The 14,902-nt window shown below is 56.3% G+C and carries 12 protein-coding genes; 2 read left to right on the forward strand and 10 right to left on the reverse strand.

Translation table 11 applies throughout. The features are described from left to right. Window positions 1–16 precede the first annotated feature (16 nt). The 8 genes from HNR65_RS09355 to HNR65_RS09390 all read right to left on the reverse strand — a co-directional run bounded on the left by HNR65_RS09355 (window position 17) and on the right by HNR65_RS09390 (window position 12,355). Window positions 17–874 (reverse strand): CoB--CoM heterodisulfide reductase iron-sulfur subunit B family protein, encoded by an 858-nt coding sequence (locus tag HNR65_RS09355; RefSeq protein ID WP_181551221.1) that lies wholly within the window; start codon window positions 872–874, stop codon window positions 17–19. Next, the gene (locus tag HNR65_RS09360; protein ID WP_181551222.1) at window positions 871–1,449 is read right to left on the reverse strand and encodes a 4Fe-4S dicluster domain-containing protein; all 579 of its coding nucleotides are present in this window, start codon (window positions 1,447–1,449) and stop codon (window positions 871–873) included. Before HNR65_RS09360 ends, HNR65_RS09355 begins: the two co-directional genes overlap by 4 nt. Before the next feature lie 30 nt (window positions 1,450–1,479). Beyond that, window positions 1,480–4,938 carry an FAD-dependent oxidoreductase gene (locus HNR65_RS09365; protein ID WP_181551223.1) on the reverse strand — a complete coding sequence of 1,153 codons (3,459 nt, stop codon included), beginning with the start codon at window positions 4,936–4,938 and terminating at the stop codon, window positions 1,480–1,482. Then, on the reverse strand, window positions 4,928–6,079 hold the full coding sequence (locus HNR65_RS09370; protein ID WP_181551224.1) for a Coenzyme F420 hydrogenase/dehydrogenase, beta subunit C-terminal domain: 1,152 nt from the start codon (window positions 6,077–6,079) through the stop codon (window positions 4,928–4,930). Before HNR65_RS09370 ends, HNR65_RS09365 begins: the two co-directional genes overlap by 11 nt. A 15-nt stretch (window positions 6,080–6,094) precedes the next feature. After that, entirely contained in the window at window positions 6,095–6,520 is a 426-nt protein-coding gene (locus tag HNR65_RS09375) for a hydrogenase iron-sulfur subunit (RefSeq protein ID WP_181551225.1), read from the reverse strand. 110 nt (window positions 6,521–6,630) lie between these two features. Next, complete coding sequence (locus HNR65_RS09380; protein WP_181551226.1) at window positions 6,631–10,071, reverse strand: FAD-dependent oxidoreductase; 3,441 nt, start codon at window positions 10,069–10,071, stop codon at window positions 6,631–6,633. Between the two features lie 23 nt (window positions 10,072–10,094). After that, complete coding sequence (locus tag HNR65_RS09385) at window positions 10,095–10,523, reverse strand: response regulator (RefSeq protein WP_181551227.1); 429 nt, start codon at window positions 10,521–10,523, stop codon at window positions 10,095–10,097. Between the two features lie 284 nt (window positions 10,524–10,807). Then, window positions 10,808–12,355, reverse strand: coding sequence for an ATP-binding response regulator (locus HNR65_RS09390; protein WP_181551228.1), 1,548 nt, complete (start codon window positions 12,353–12,355; stop codon window positions 10,808–10,810). 451 nt (window positions 12,356–12,806) lie between these two features. Here HNR65_RS09390 and HNR65_RS09395 point away from each other — a divergent pair, with 451 nt between their 5' ends. After that, complete coding sequence (locus tag HNR65_RS09395) at window positions 12,807–13,277, forward strand: cyclic nucleotide-binding domain-containing protein (protein ID WP_181551229.1); 471 nt, start codon at window positions 12,807–12,809, stop codon at window positions 13,275–13,277. Window positions 13,278–13,311: 34 nt separating this feature from the next. Here the strand turns inward: HNR65_RS09395 and HNR65_RS09400 are convergent, their stop codons facing one another. Next, window positions 13,312–13,809, reverse strand: coding sequence for a Slp family lipoprotein (locus tag HNR65_RS09400; RefSeq protein ID WP_181551230.1), 498 nt, complete (start codon window positions 13,807–13,809; stop codon window positions 13,312–13,314). 167 nt (window positions 13,810–13,976) lie between these two features. Here HNR65_RS09400 and HNR65_RS09405 point away from each other — a divergent pair, with 167 nt between their 5' ends. After that, window positions 13,977–14,555, forward strand: a complete 579-nt coding sequence (locus HNR65_RS09405) for a Slp family lipoprotein (protein WP_181551231.1) — start codon at window positions 13,977–13,979, stop codon at window positions 14,553–14,555. Window positions 14,556–14,563: 8 nt separating this feature from the next. Here HNR65_RS09405 and HNR65_RS09410 read toward each other — a convergent pair whose 3' ends face one another. Further along, window positions 14,564–14,893: a cupin domain-containing protein gene (locus HNR65_RS09410; RefSeq protein WP_181551232.1), complete on the reverse strand. Its 330-nt coding sequence runs from the start codon at window positions 14,891–14,893 to the stop codon at window positions 14,564–14,566. Window positions 14,894–14,902 lie beyond the last annotated feature (9 nt).

Consider the following 14,902-nt stretch of genomic DNA (forward strand, 5'->3'; position numbering starts at 1 on the left):
ACCCCCGGATCAATAACTAATCTGACAAAGCGGCTGTACGGGCCGATTTGGCATTCAGGCCCAGGTCCCGGGCCGGAATGCCCATGGCCAGGCCCAGAAGCTGGGGCAGGTAATATACCGGAATCCGCACATCTTCGCCGTAGCAGGACGATATCCATCCCTGGTGTCCTTCCAGGTTCATCTGGCACATGGGACAGACCGTAGCGATTGCATCCGCGCCCCTGGCGGACTTTAAAATGCGAAAAACCAGTTCCTTGCTGACATCTGGGTTTGTGGTCATATGCGAGGCGCTGCAGCACCTGGCGGCCATGGACCAGGGATGCAGGTTTGCCCCGGCGGCTGCCAGCAAGGCGTCCATTGAGGTGGGCGCCTCAGGGTCATCAAATACCCGGTACGGCCGGAGACATTGGCAGCCGTAATAGGGAGCCACACGCAAACCGGAAAGGCTGTGGGTGATCTGCTGCAAAATTCCGGTTGGACCAATATCTTTTGCAAGAATGTCGAGTATATGGCGCGGACGGACCTTTCCCGAATAGTGCAGGGATTCCGCGGCAAGAATTTCGTTGATTTCCGCCAGGGTCCGGGGGTCGGCGGCCGCGATCTGATACACCTGCTTGAGGTTAAGGTAACAGGCGCTGCACGGCACCAGGATGTCGGCGGCCGAATCCACGGTCTCGGCCAGGGCCAGGCTGACCGCTGGCATGGCCAGGGCCAGACGCCGGTCAACGGCCTTGGCCGCAGTGGCCCCGCAGCACGTCCAACCGGGAATTTCAATGAGTTCCACGCTTAGTGCATGCATCATTGCCCGGGTTGCCATATCGTATTCCCGGGCCGTGGATTCCAGTGAACAGCCTGGATAGTAAAGATATTTCATTGCCCGTCTTTCATGGATTCGATTCTGGCAAAAATGCCTTTCAGGCTGCGGCCGGCCGGCGGCCGGCGCAGGCTGATTTTTCCCTTTTTGATCATCTGCATCCCCAGCCCGGAAAACCGAAATGGCATCAGCGGCCGGCGGGGGGTCATGACCGCCAGGTATCTTGCCATCAGCCGGGTTTCCTGGACTCTTCCGTAGCGCCGGGCGGATTGCAGAAATGCGCTGTAAAATGCCGTGCATGCCGCGTCCCCGCCATGTTTTCCGGCTGCGGCAATCTGTTTGAGATCGGCCATGGCGTCGGTGAGCGCAAGTCCCCGGGGACACCGCAGCGTGCAGCAGTAGCAGTCCGAGCAAAGGGCAAAGGTGCGGCTTTCAAAAATCTCCCGGCTCTGGCCCATGAGCACCAGACGCCAGAGTTTCCGAGGCGTGGCATCCATGGCAAAAGCATTGGGGCACGACCCTGTGCACGTGCCGCATTGAATGCAGGTTCGCACCTTTTCCCGAACCCGTTCCAGCGCCGTGTCCGGCTGTTCGGGACGAATCCAGGCCTGCGGTGTTTGTTGTTTTCTGTTCATCAGCTCAGGTCCTTTTTGCATTTTACCTTTTCAATTATCGATCGCCGCCGCCAGCATGGAAAGCATCCGGCCCGGGGCAAAGCCTTCCACGTATGCGGCAAAATTCGGGCAAGCAGATGCACAGGCACCGCATCCCCGGCATGCCTCCGGATCCACGATGATCATTTGCGCCTGCCGGTCATATGTCCGGGCACCGTATTCACAGGCCGCAATGCAATTCTGACACAAAGAACACAGGCTGTGCCGGACATGCGCGATATACCGGGGTGCGGGCAAGTGGTTGCGGCCAAGCCGGATCACCGCCTGCAGGGCGGCGGCCTCGGCCGAGGCCGCGGATTCGGCAAGGCCTGCAGGCCGAAGTCCGATTCCGCAGGCATACACCCCGGGAGCCAGAGATCCCATTGGCTGCCACTTGGGCTCGGCTTCCCGGAAGAAACCGTGCTCATCCGTGTCCGCGCCAAAGCTTCGGGCAAGCGCCCCGGATTCGGCCGGTTCAATTCCTGTGGCCAGCACCAGCAGGTCTGCCGATATTTCCACCTCACGCCGGAGTATCGGTTCCGTGGCTGTTATCCGCACCGCGTCTTGCCGGGCCGACACTTCCGGGCTGGTATCCGGGGTGTAGGCGATAAATATGACCCCGGCCTTTCTGGCCCGGGTAAACCAAGCCTCCAGAAATCCATAAGCCATCATATCCCGATATAAAACATACACTCCGGCTTCGGGATTTTTTTCCTTCACATGCAGGGCATGTTTCAGGGCGCTTGCGCAGCAGACCCGGCTGCAGTAGTTTTTCGGCGCCTGCCGGGTGCCTGCACACAGGATCATGCACATGCTGTTGATCTGCCCCGGATCCAGTTCCTTTTCCCGGATCCGGGATTCCAGTTCCTGCTGGGTGATAATCCGGGAGTCCGTGCCGCGCCCAAAGGCTTTGGTCTCGGCCTGCCGGCCGCCGGTGGCCAGGATCACCGCCCCGTGTTCCACGGAGAAAGCCTCTTCATCGCCGGTTTGCAGGGTGGTAGTAAATGCGCCCCCGGTTCCGCGGGCTTCGGTGACCTGCGCGTTGGTGTAAACCTGAATCAGAGGATGGTTTTCCACCCGCGACCGGGTCTGCCCGGCAAACTGGGCGATGTCCTCTCCCTCAATGGTCTGGTGCAGCCAGTTGAGATTACCGCCCAGGCGTTCGGATTTCTCCACCAGATATGCCCTGTAGCCGTGATCGGCAACCCCCAGGGCAGCGGTCATCCCGGCAATGCCGCCGCCAATTACCAGCACGGATTGGCCTGTTGAAATATCCGGTGCAAATGACGGATCCGCAAACTTTACCCGGGTTAGGGCCATTTCAAGCCGAATGTTCATGGTTGCGCGAGTGTGGGCTTTTTGCTGCTCCTGACTTTTTTCGGATGCGGCCGGTACCTGCGAGCGAAGATCCACGATTTCAACCAGGTCCGGCAAAAGGGAAACGGCCCGGGCCAGCGCCTTTTTCTTTTCGGGTGCGCAAAGGGGGCGGCATGCGCCGATAACCACCCGGTTGGCACGGGACTGGCGGATCTTTTCCGCCAGTTCGGCAAGCCCTTCTTCTGTGCACAGCCAATCCGCGGTTTCAACGCTGCACAGCGCGGGATCTCCATAGCATTTGCCGAAAAATGTTTCCGGACTAAAGATTTCGGACAAAGCGCTGTTGCAGCCGCATACCGCAGTAAACACCAGGGGTGGCGCGTGGAAAATATCAGCGGCGGTTTCAGGCAGCGCAGATTGTTCGCGCAGGCTGCCGCCGCCGGCATGCAGAAGGCGCGAGGCATGAAAGGCCGCGGAACTGCCGCATATGACCGCATCACTGATGTCTTTTCTCCCGGTGCATGATCCTGCAGCCAGCACGCCATTGCCCGACGTTTGGGTCAGGGAAAATTCCCGGGTATGGATAAAGCCCCAGGCGTTGAGCGCAATGCCGAGCATTTCCGCCAGCTCCGTGACTTTGGCCGAAGGTCGCTGGCCCGTGGCCAGAACAGCCAGGTCGTAGCGGTCCTCGCGAATCTGCCCGGAAGGGTCTGCCGCCCGGATGCACAGATCCCCGCTCGTCTCCTCGCCGACAATGGAATGCACCCGGCTGCGCCGGCACACTACGCCTTCGGCTTCCGCCGCGTCCCGGTACGGCTGGCCGGATTTACCGAAAGTCCGCATGTCCATGTAATAAAGCACCGTCTCAATTTCCGCGCCCTGCTCCCGGGCGGCTTTTTGCGCCAGCCGGGCCTGTTTCAGGCAATACATGCAGCATACCCCGGAGCAATAGTCCGCCTCTGCCTGGATATCCCTGGAGCCCACGCAAAGGATCCAGGCAATGCGCCGCAGGGGGCGCTGGTCGGAAAGGCGTTCCAGAAGGCCCTTGGTCGGGCCCACAGGGCTGAGCATCCTTTCAAACTCCGGACCGGTGACCACGTCTTCTATAATTTTATATCCAAAAGGGTTTTTGCCGGAAGCCGGGTCGTATTCGTCCGTGCCGCCGGCGAGCACAATGGCCCCGACCCGGATTTCCGGGCCGGGTGGAAGCGTGAGTTCGTGATACATCGCCACGATTTTCGGCAGCAAGTCATCCGGATCAAAGGGTTTGACCAGGTAGTCGGCCGCCCCCTGTTTCATGGCGGACACGGCAGTGTCCACGGTGGCATAGGCGGTAATCATCATGACCGGCATCTGCCTGCGAATTTCCAGAGCCTTTTCCAGCAAGGTGATGCCGTCCATGCCGGGCATTTTGATATCCGCCAGCATCAGGTCCACGGGTTGTTCTTCGATCCGTTCCAGGGCCTTTTCCCCGGACTCGGCGGTAATCACGGAAAATCCGCCTTCCTCGCCCAGCCATTCCGAAAGTGAATCACGAATGATCTTTTCATCATCCACCACCAGTATGGTGAAAGATTTGCGGTCTTCTGCGGGAAAGCCGATGGCATCCGTAGGGCAGATCTCCCGGCATTTGCCGCATTGGGTGCATGCCTCGGTATCGATCCGGTAAGGGCCGGCAGCCATGTGCGGCGTGGGCGGGCCTATGGCCTTGCAAAAGCCCTTTCCGGCATTAAACGGATCTGCCACATCCACGGGGCATACCGGGATACAAAGCCCGCATCCGACGCAGCGTTCCGGGTCCACCGGATTGGCGTGCTGCTGCAGGGTGACCGTGAAGTTGCCGGGTTCGCCGGACACGGACATCACCCGGGTTTGCAGATAAATGGTGATATTTTCGTGGGAAAGCCCCTTTCGCACGCACTGCTGTACCAGGTGCTGCGCATCGGCGTGGGGCAGCATTTTGCAGATGCCGCATCCGTCCGTGGGAAACTGGTGGTCCAGTTGGCTGACCACTCCGCCGATATGGGTTTTTTCCTCAATGAGGGTGACATGGTAGCCGGTTTCGGCCAGATCCAGGGCCGCACGCATCCCGCTGACGCCGGCGCCCACGACCATTGCCCTGCCCTGTTTTTCAGAAATGCTTTCAGCTTCCATTTTCGATCCCCACGACTTCCTGGAATTCATTCTCCTGGAACACTGCCAGGGGTGGTTGTTCGTCAAGATTTTTTCCGGCCTGATAACCGAATGCAGACTGGGTCTGTTCGGCAACCGATATGAACAGTTCGGCCAGGGGAATGCCGTTTGGACAGGCGTTTGCACACTGGCCGCAGCTCACGCACGCCGTGCTGATATGGGCCATGCGGGTGAGATGAAAAAACAGCGTATCCGTTGGCATTTTCACCGATCCCCGGCGGCCGGCCCATTTCATGTACTGTACCGGCTCGTGGTCAAAAACATCGGTGGCAAAAACACATTCCCGGCAATAACAGACAGGGCAGGCCGTACGGCAATTGTAGCAGTTGACACACCGGGAAAAATAGTCCGCCAGCTTTTTCATGTTGTCTGTGGCCGCGTGGGTCTGTGCGATCATTTCCTGCCGGGCCTTGCTGCGGCGGGCAATCAGGTCCTGGGCTGCGGTTTGACGTTTTTCATCCGCCTTCCCCTCTTCCAGGTCCAGCTTTTCGAACATGGCCTCTCCCCGCGGTGTCTGTGCGTATACCTGGATTTTCGGGCCCGGCTGCAGCCCGAACAGCCCGATGGCCAGGTCCGCGCCTTCCGGGGTGGGCTGGGTGCATGCGCGGCAGGCCGGTGCTATCTTAGGATCTTGGGCTGATGCCTGGCCATCGGAAAATGCAGTTTCCACGAAATGGGCTGCTGCGTTGTTTCCATGTTTTTCCGCAAGGTCGAAAAAATCCGCATTTTGCAGGGCGCCCGGGCAATCCGTGCCGATTATGATCAGGTTTTCGGTGCTGCCCTGGTTGAGCTTGACCAGTTCGACAAATGCCCGGATTTCGCAGGGCCGCAGAACTGCTGCAATGGTGCCGCCCGCGGATTGCCGGGTCAGCCGGGAAACCATGCGGGCGGCATTCAAGGCAAATGCCGGGGACACGGGCTCTGCGCCCTGCAGATGCGCCGGGTCGGTGATGAGCCTGGGTAAAATCATGTCTTTTTCCGCCGGGCAATGCGGTACCAGGACAGCAGCGACTTCGTCGCTTTCCAGCACTTTTTTCAAAAATTCACCGATTGCGCCGGCAATTTGGCTGTTTCCGATATTGATATCTGCGGTGCGGGACATATGCGGTCTCCCGGTTTAAATGATCTGCTGTGCGCGGGCCGGATTCGGCCCGAGTTCCCTGATCTGACCGACCAGCCGCTGCATTGTTTCGGCAAATTCAATGCCGTCGCTGGCCCCGATCCAGGTCAGCCGGAGACGATTTTCCTCGATGCCAAACTGCGGCAGGATGGTTTTCAACAATTTCATCCGGCGCCGGGCCTTGAAGTTGCCGTTGATGTAATGGCAGTCCCCGGGATGGCAGCCTGAGACCAGCACGCCGTCCACGCCCTCCAGAAAGGCCTTGATAATGTACTGGGTATCGACCATGCCGGTACACATCACCCGGATGAGCCGGATATTTTTGGGATATCCCAGCCGGGAGGTCCCGGCCAGGTCGGCTGCCGTGTAGGTGCACCAGTTGCAGACAAACGCAACAATTACGGGATCAAATTTCTCTTCCATGGTGTATGCTCGCTTTGCGTGTTTTGTGTCTTATGCATCATGCTTGCGTGCCGGTTATGGATATTTTCCTCATTGAATTCGAATTTCGGATTCTGGCATTCAAAAATTTTTTATACGCCGACTTCAGAAATGGCGTCCATCAGTCCGTCAAATTCAGCCAGGATCTGTTTTTTCTGGAAATGACGAACACGCGCGGCCCCGCTGGGACAAAAGCCCGAGCAGCTCCCGCATCCCTTGCATAGCGCTTCGTTAACAACGGACACGCCCCGGCGCGCGTCAAATTCAATGGCCCCGTAGGGGCACAAATCAATGCATGTCTGGCAGCCGATGCAGATGTCCGGGTCAATATGGGAGATCATCGATGAGATGGTCACCCGGCCGCGGGATGTCAGTGCAAGGGATTTGGCTGCCGCACCCGAAGCCTGAGCCACGGTGTCCGGAATATCTTTTGGCGACTGGCAGGCCCCGGCCACAAATACCCCGTCTGTGGGCGTCTCCATCGGCCCCAGCTTGGGATGCGATTCCAGGAAAAACCCGTCCGCCCCCTGGGAAATGCCGAAGATGCGTCCCACTTCAGCGGCCTCGGCCCGCGCCTCCATGGCCACGCACAGAACAGCCATATCTACCGGTACCCGGACCGGCCGGCCCAGCAGCGTGTCCTCGCCGATTGCCACGAGCTTGCCCTGCTCCTCCGGGCTTCGGGGTTCATCCGTGATTTCCGCCACTTTCCCCCGGATAAAAACCGTGCCCTCCTGCTGGCATCGCTTGTAAAACTCCTCGTAGTTTTTACCAAAGCAGCGCATGTCGATATAAAACTCATATACCTGCGCGTGATGCCCGATCTTTTCCTTAATCAGGTGGGAATATTTGAGCGCATACATGCAGCAGACCCGGCTGCAGTATTCGTGGTAATTGGCGTCCCGGCTGCCGATGCAGTGAAGCAGGGCAACGCTTTCGGGCGGTTTTGAAAATTGCCAGTTCTCGTCACGCATCATGATCCGGCCGCCCGTGGGGCCGGTGGCGTTGCTGAGGCGCTCGAATTCCAGGCTGGTAAAGACGTTGGGATAACGGCCATAGCCGTACTGGTGCATGGAAGAGGGATCCAGCAGATCATATCCGGTGGTCAGGATGATACTTCCCGCCCGGATTTCCTTTTCTTCGGGCATCATGGTATGATCAATGGCATTGGCCTCGCAGGCTTTTACGCATTCCATGCATTCGCAGCAACCCCCGCAGTTCAGGCATCGACGGGCTTCATATACTGCCTGCTCGGCGCTCAGGCCGGTGCAGACCTCGTCAAACCCGCTATCGCGGGTCTGCAGCGGCAATTCAGAGGTTTCGGCCCGGGCGCAGGGTTCAATTTTTTCAGGCAGGGGCGTCCAGTCACCGGGTTCCGGTTTTGCGGCTTCCGGGACGGTTTTCTCAGGGAAGAGGGATTCCGGGTCTTCAATGTATTGCCGGATGCTGTCTGCTGCCCGGTGTCCGGCGGCAATGGCTTCGACGGCGGTAGCCGGGCCGGTTACCGCGTCTCCGGCTGCAAATACTTGTGGGATACAGGTCTGCATGGTTTCCGGGTTAATGATGATTCGGCTTCCCGCGTCACATTCCAGAGAAATGCCGGCATCCTCCCAGTCCGGGAGCACCTGTTGGCCGATGGCGCTGATGACCGCATCGCAGGAAATGGAAAATCCGGAACCGGCAATCGGTTCGGGTCTCCGGCGGCCGCCTTCATCCGGCGGGCCGGGCCGGGTGCGGATGCATTCCAGGCCGGAGACCTTGCCGCCTTCGATGATAATCCCTTTGGGTGCGGCATGAACTTCCAGCCGGATCCCCTCTTTTTCGGCTTCCGTAATTTCTTCGGCAAAAGCCGGCATTTCCCCGCGGTCCCGGCGGTATACGATGGTAACGGAGTCCGCGCCCAGCCGCAGGGCGGTCCGGGCCGCGTCCACGGCCACGTTGCCCCCGCCGATAACCGCCACCTGTGAGCCGGGCGGGGTCGTGTCCCCGGCATTGACCCGGCGCAGAAAATACACTGCATCTGTAACCCCTTCAGCCCCCGGCCCGAAAATCCCCGGGGTTTTGCCCCCGCTTGCACCGATGCCGATAAAAACCGCAGAAAAGCCTTCGTCTTCCAGGAATTTCAAAGTAATTTCCCGGCCGAGGCGCTGACCGGTTTTTGCCGTAATTCCGCTTTTAAGCACGTATGCAATTTCCCGGTCCAGAACCCCGGGCGGCAGCCGGTAGTCAGGGATTCCATATCTGAGCATGCCGCCGAGCTGCTCCATGGCCTCGAAAATTGTCACCTGGTATCCGGCCCGGGCCAGGTCCCAGGCTGCGGTCAGGCCCGCGGGACCGGATCCGATAACCGCCACTTTTTCCTGTTTCGGTGTGATTTCCGGCAGGGGGAAGGAATCGAGATCCACGGCATCTGCAACAAAGCGTTTAAGCTCCCGGATGGATACCGATGCATCGATTTCCTGGCGGCGGCAGCGGGTTTCGCACGGATGCGGGCAGACCCGTCCCAGCACACCGGGCAGGGGAATTTTTTCCATGATCAACCGCAGGGCTTGTTCATACTTACCCTGGCCGATAAGCTGGACGTATCCCTGGACGTTAGCATGGGCCGGGCAGGCAGAAACGCATGGCGCCCGGTCCTTTTTGTCGATACAGAAGGTAATGGGCACAGACTGGGGGAAACTGCGGTAAATGGCCTTCCGGGTGCCGATGCCCGCATCCCAGCCGCTTGCCATGGTGACCGGGCAATTTTCAGCGCATTGCCCGCAGCCGGTGCAGGCGTCCTCCCTGACGTACCTGGGGTGCTTGCGCACGTCTACGGTGTAATTGCCGATATAGCCGGATACGGATTTAACCTCGCTGTAGGACAGCAGCTCGATGTTGGGATGCTGACCCACGTCCACCATTTTGGGCGTGCCGATGCAGGCCGCACAGTCAAGCGTGGGAAAGGTCTTGTCAAACTGAAGCATATGCCCGCCGATGGTGGTGTCCTTTTCCACCAAATAGACCTTTTTCCCGCCTGCGGCAATATCGAGAGCTGCCTGCATGCCTGCAATTCCGCCGCCCACAACCAGGGTGTCCGGGTGAACCCCGACTTCCCGGGTCTGCAGGGGGCGGTGAAACCGGACCCGGTTGACTGCGGCAGCTGCCAGTGTCTTGGCTTTTTGAGTGGCCTCGTCCTCATCTGCGGTCACCCAGGAGACCTGTTCGCGTACAGAGGCCATCTGAAAAAGATATGGGTTGATGCCTGCCTTGCTGCACACGCTCTGAAAGGTCTTCTCGTGCAGCCGGGGAGAACAGGAAGCCACCACTACCCGGTTTAATCCATAGTCCCGGATGTCGGTTTCGATCATTTCCTGTCCCGGATCCGAGCACATGAACTTGTAATCCCGGGATATGACGACATTTGCCTGGTTCGCCATCCAGGCCGCCACCTCCTGGACCCGGACCTTGTAGGCAATATTGATGCCGCAATGGCAAATGTAAAAGCCAATGCGGGGCGCGGCGGAAATTTGGGGAACAATGGCTTGGGTCATGGCGATGCCTTTTTTGCTGCCGGTTATTTTTCTTTCTCCGGATGCCTTGTGTGCTGCTGGCCGATAAGTTCACCCACCGCGTGCACCAGGCTTCCGGCTTCCGGCGGGGACTGCACATAAGCTTCCGGCCCGGCCACCGATCCGTGGCGCAGCACCCAGTGCTGACCGATGACTTCCCTGGACACCGGTGAGACCATTACAACCGGTATATGTTTTAAATCGATTTGGGTTCTTAAGATTTTGTAAAACGACATGCCGTCTTCGTCTCCCATGATGCAGTTTAAAATGATGCAATCGGGCTGTTCGGTGCGGGCCTTGTCCAGGCCGTGCTGACAGTCCTGTGCGCTAAGGGTCCGGTATCCGGAGCTTTTCATCAGACCGGAGACAAACAGGCGGATATCGCGGTCATCATCGACAATGAGAACGGTTTTGCGGTGTGCATCAGAAGTCATGACAGACTCCTTTTTGATGTCAGGAAAGGAAATATGCCTTTTGAAACGACATGTCGTTATGAACGACTAAGCATGAAACATGCCATGTTCTTGGGGAGAGTAACCAATTGTTATTGCTATTTTTACGAAAAGATCAACAGACCAGAGGAATCCAAAAATGCAACAGCTACTTTTGCAGGCGATGCAATTATTTATTTTATTAAAGGGTTAAAGCGTTGCAGCTTGTTATTGCATCATTGAAACAAAATGTCGCAAAAATACAACAACAATTATCCGTGCCTGCATCATCCGGCAGGCAGATGCAGATAGAACGTGGTCCCTTTGCCCGGGAGGGAGCGGACCTCAACGGTGCCGCTGTGGGCGGCCATAATGCCGTAAACCGTGGAAAGCCCGAGCCCCACCCCGTGGCCTTCCTGTTTGGTGGTGTAAAATGGTTCGTAGATACGGGGCAAATCAGCCTCGGAAATCCCTGTGCCGGTGTCTGCAACGGAAATGGTCACCCGGCGGTCTGCGGCATCATATCCAGCCTTGATCTCCAGGCGGCCGCCCTCGGGCATGGCATCAATCGCGTTGAAAATCAAGTTGATCAGGCATTGCTGCAGCTGATTGATATCGCCGTGTATCTGCGGTATGTTTTCTGCGGTTTGATAATCAAACTCGATATTGGAAAGGGTCAGTTTATGCTGACTGAGCAGAACGCAGCGGTCAATCAGGGCCTGCACGGAAACCGGGATGAACTCGGCCGGGGACTTTCTGGAAAAGGTCAGCAGATTGGATACGATGCGGCAGCACCGGTCGGTTTCACTTTCCACGATGGACAGGTAGGAAGAAAACCGCTGCCGGCTCTGGTCATCGAGTTGCTTTCTGGTCAAAACCCGGATCATCAGGCGCACGTAGTTGAGGATGCCAAAAAGCGGGTTGTTGATCTCGTGCACCACGCTGGCCGCCAGACGTCCCAAAGACATCATCTTGTCCTGGTGCAGGATTTTGGCCTGGTCCTCCATTTCGCGCTCCAGGCGCCGGATTTCCCGCAGATCCCGGAAAAACAGCACCAGCCCGGCCGGCCCGGCCTCAAGGAGAATGGTGGCAGCCGATACCTGGACCGGCAGTTGATTGCCGGATTTGGTGAGAAGCGTGGTCTCATAGACAAACAGCCCGTTTTCCCCGCCGAATCCATTGCCGGCCATGTCAGACTTAATCTGCTGGTAATGCTTTGGCCGAAAAAGTCCGGAAAGGGTTTTACTGCGGATCACCTCGCTTTTTGTGTAGCCGAGCATGGATTCCATGCTAGTATTGTAGGTGATGATGGTTTCTTTGGCATCACAGCCCACGATTCCGTCCATGGAACTTTCAATCAGACTTTTTTCAAAATGAAAGGCCTCCATGAGTTCCCGGGTTGTCTGGTTCCAGCCTTCCTCCAAAAAATGCGTGTAGTCGGCCAGCTGCTTTTTGTCGTTATATCGCCGGATGGCCCGCTGTATGGCAACGTGAAGGGCATCATCGTGGACCGGCTTGGTGATAAAATCCGAGGCATCAAGCTGAAGCGCCCGGATGGCCACGTCCATTTCCCCGTAGGCGGTGACCACGATGACCTCGGTTTCGGGAAATTCAGTTTTGACCGCTTCGAGCAAAGCGATGCCGTCCATTCCCGGCATCCGAATATCAGTGATGACAATGTGCGGGCTAAACTGCCGGCATGCAGCCAGCCCCATTTCTCCGTTCTCAGCGGTTTGAACCCGGTAGCCCGCATCCTCCAGGGCGATGCCCGTGACCCTGCGAATGCTGGGTTCATCGTCAATGAACAAAATTTTCCAGGGTTGGTTTTCCGGCATGGGCAGCACGTTTGTATGTTCATGTTGTTCAGACGATCTCACATCGTCTTTTTATAACCTGTGGCATCCAATTTCTCAATTCCTGCAGCAGATCCGCGGAAAACCAGAGGCTGGCAGCTGCTGTGAAACCCTGCGGCTTAAATTTGATGTACTCGTAAAAAGTCGGTTTTTAGACGGCTTTGTAAAAAGTTCAAGATCAAGGCTTGCGCGGTTTTGAAGAATGCAGCGGACTTAACCGTACGTGAAATTCTGAAAAATCGCGCGTAACGCAGATATTGGACTTTTCCGAAGCCGTCAAACTTGACACACCTGTTAATGACAGTAATATATAAAATTATGGGGAGCGCCTTTTAATTTTTCCAAACCGACAAAAAGCTTGCAGCGACGACTCACCTTTTTCCCGGCCGTAAATCCGGCGCAGGTCGGAGGACATCAAAACAAGGAGGTCAATATGATTGAGATGGAAGACCTGAAACGGATCAACCTGCTTAAGCCTCTGGATGATGAAAAACTCAAACGACTGCAGGATGTGACATCTTTGGAAAGCGTGCGTAAGGGAGAATTTTTTTACCACTCTGAAGATCCTGCAGATAAACTCTATGCCATATTGTCGGGCCGGGTGGGCCTGGCTGTTGCCAAAAGCGCAAAGGGCAAACAGTCCCATCAGCATACCTGGGTGGTTGAACTCGGCCCTGCCAACTCCTTCGGGGTTTCAGCGGCCATTTTTACCCCGGAAAGAACGCACATGACCTGTGCCAAGGCCTTAAGCGAAGTCAAAGCTTTGTCATGGAAAAGCAATGAGTTACAAAGTCTCTTTGAACAGGATTTTGAAATGGGCTATTGGTTTATGTCGGAACTCGCCCGGGCCATCAAAGACCGTCTCAAGGTGAAAAATATCCAATATCTGGATATTTACCGGTAACCCCGCAGCCCGGAAAAAACCTGACTGGCGCCGGCTAAAATGTTTTGCCGATTCCCAAGCCGAAGTGGAAACGCGGAAAACTGTTTTCCCGGGGCTCCCATACCCACAAATCCCCCTTGATAATTGGATGCGCGTATTCATAATCACCGATCAAACGCGTTTCAGCACCAATGAGACGACCTGCAGCCGTGACCCGTTTTCCCGGCGCATATATTTCCGGATCAAGAAAGGAATCCGATCGAATCAGAAACCGGCCGTTTGATTCCTTTGCCATCTGCGGGCGCTTTGAGGAATCCAGGGGAAACTGCAAAACAGTTATTTCAGAATTGTCCCGCTGGTTATCCGTACTGATAATTCTGCCGCCGAATATCACATATTCATCAATATATTGATCCGTGTCAACCTGAAGCGTTCTGAAATCACCCTCCCATGTAACCTTTTGCACAATATCCCTGGGAACCCTGGGCCCGCACCCCCAGGCACCCATCATGATCAACACACACAGTGAAATAAAAAAATATTTCAATCGCACGGATTCACCCTTCCCCTTTTTCGGCCGGTTCCTTGAAAATATCGGTGAGCATAACTATTGTTAATATAACACGGAATTTTTATTTGAAAAGAAAATCCGTTTGAAGCGGTTTCCCGGACACAGCCGGGACAACCTTTTTTGACAAACTTTTTATCGCCCGGGTCAAAATGAAAACAAATTCTCTGCATTTACGCAAAACCACATGGCTTTTGTGCTGCATCCTTCTGGCGGTGTTTTTTTCCGGGTGCTCGGTGATCTCCAGAGATGTTCGCACCAGTGCCGCAACCGGCGTAAACTTTGCGTCTCTGAAACAAAATCCGGGCGCACATATGGACAAAACCGTGATTCTGGGCGGCTATATCCTGGAAACCCGCAACCTGGCCGATCAAACCCGGCTCATCATACTTCAGGCGCCTCTGGATTTCGTTGATGAGCCCAAATCCAAAGACTTGTCCCGCGGCCGTTTTATACTCATTCATGAGGGCTTTCTGGATCCTGAAATTTATGAAAAGGACCGGAAGATCACCGTGGCCGGCCGGGTTGCAGGGTCAGAAAAAACCCGGATCAGCGAGCATGACTACACCCTGCCCGTGATCCGCGCGGTTGAGATTTATCTTTGGCAAAAATCCCGGCAGCGGCGGGATCTCTATTACCATGACCCGTTTTACGACCCGTTCTATGACCCGTTTTACCCCTGGTACGGCCCGCGGTTGCGTTACTGGCCTCATCCCTACTATTATCGGTAGGCTCGCGCTTACCCGTAGTGGACAGCTATCCAGATGGTTTCAACACCCGGATCCGTCCAGGTCACCTTATGCCGGGTGCGGGCTGAAATATTGACATAATCGCCCTTTTCAAGCCGGACTTCCTGCCCGCTTTCAAAAAAAATGGTTGCCCTGCCCGCCAGGACAATGACCCATTCATTGGTTTTTTGATCATACCATCCCGTTTCCGGGGAACAATGCCCCCTGGAAACAATCCGTTCAATAACCACATGATCATGGGCAACAATCGGCTCAACGGCTTCCTGGTCATTTTTTCGGGGAAGCAGTGAAAAAATGTTGTCCTTTTGGTGATTCTCCATAAAACCGTT

Source organism: Desulfosalsimonas propionicica (assembly GCF_013761005.1).
GTDB lineage: Bacteria > Desulfobacterota > Desulfobacteria > Desulfobacterales > Desulfosalsimonadaceae > Desulfosalsimonas > Desulfosalsimonas propionicica.

What these genes read in the sequence shown, in the direction of transcription:
- HNR65_RS09355 (WP_181551221.1), bottom strand. Translation starts at nt 874, where the DNA reads ATGAAATATCTTTACTATCCAGGCTGTTCACTGGAATCCACGGCCCGG.
- HNR65_RS09360 (WP_181551222.1), bottom strand. Translation starts at nt 1,449, where the DNA reads ATGAACAGAAAACAACAAACACCGCAGGCCTGGATTCGTCCCGAACAG.
- HNR65_RS09365 (WP_181551223.1), bottom strand. Translation starts at nt 4,938, where the DNA reads ATGGAAGCTGAAAGCATTTCTGAAAAACAGGGCAGGGCAATGGTCGTG.
- HNR65_RS09370 (WP_181551224.1), bottom strand. Translation starts at nt 6,079, where the DNA reads ATGTCCCGCACCGCAGATATCAATATCGGAAACAGCCAAATTGCCGGC.
- HNR65_RS09375 (WP_181551225.1), bottom strand. Translation starts at nt 6,520, where the DNA reads ATGGAAGAGAAATTTGATCCCGTAATTGTTGCGTTTGTCTGCAACTGG.
- HNR65_RS09380 (WP_181551226.1), bottom strand. Translation starts at nt 10,071, where the DNA reads ATGACCCAAGCCATTGTTCCCCAAATTTCCGCCGCGCCCCGCATTGGC.
- HNR65_RS09385 (WP_181551227.1), bottom strand. Translation starts at nt 10,523, where the DNA reads ATGACTTCTGATGCACACCGCAAAACCGTTCTCATTGTCGATGATGAC.
- HNR65_RS09390 (WP_181551228.1), bottom strand. Translation starts at nt 12,355, where the DNA reads ATGCCGGAAAACCAACCCTGGAAAATTTTGTTCATTGACGATGAACCC.
- HNR65_RS09395 (WP_181551229.1), top strand. Translation starts at nt 12,807, where the DNA reads ATGATTGAGATGGAAGACCTGAAACGGATCAACCTGCTTAAGCCTCTG.
- HNR65_RS09405 (WP_181551231.1), top strand. Translation starts at nt 13,977, where the DNA reads ATGAAAACAAATTCTCTGCATTTACGCAAAACCACATGGCTTTTGTGC.
- HNR65_RS09410 (WP_181551232.1), bottom strand. Translation starts at nt 14,893, where the DNA reads ATGGAGAATCACCAAAAGGACAACATTTTTTCACTGCTTCCCCGAAAA.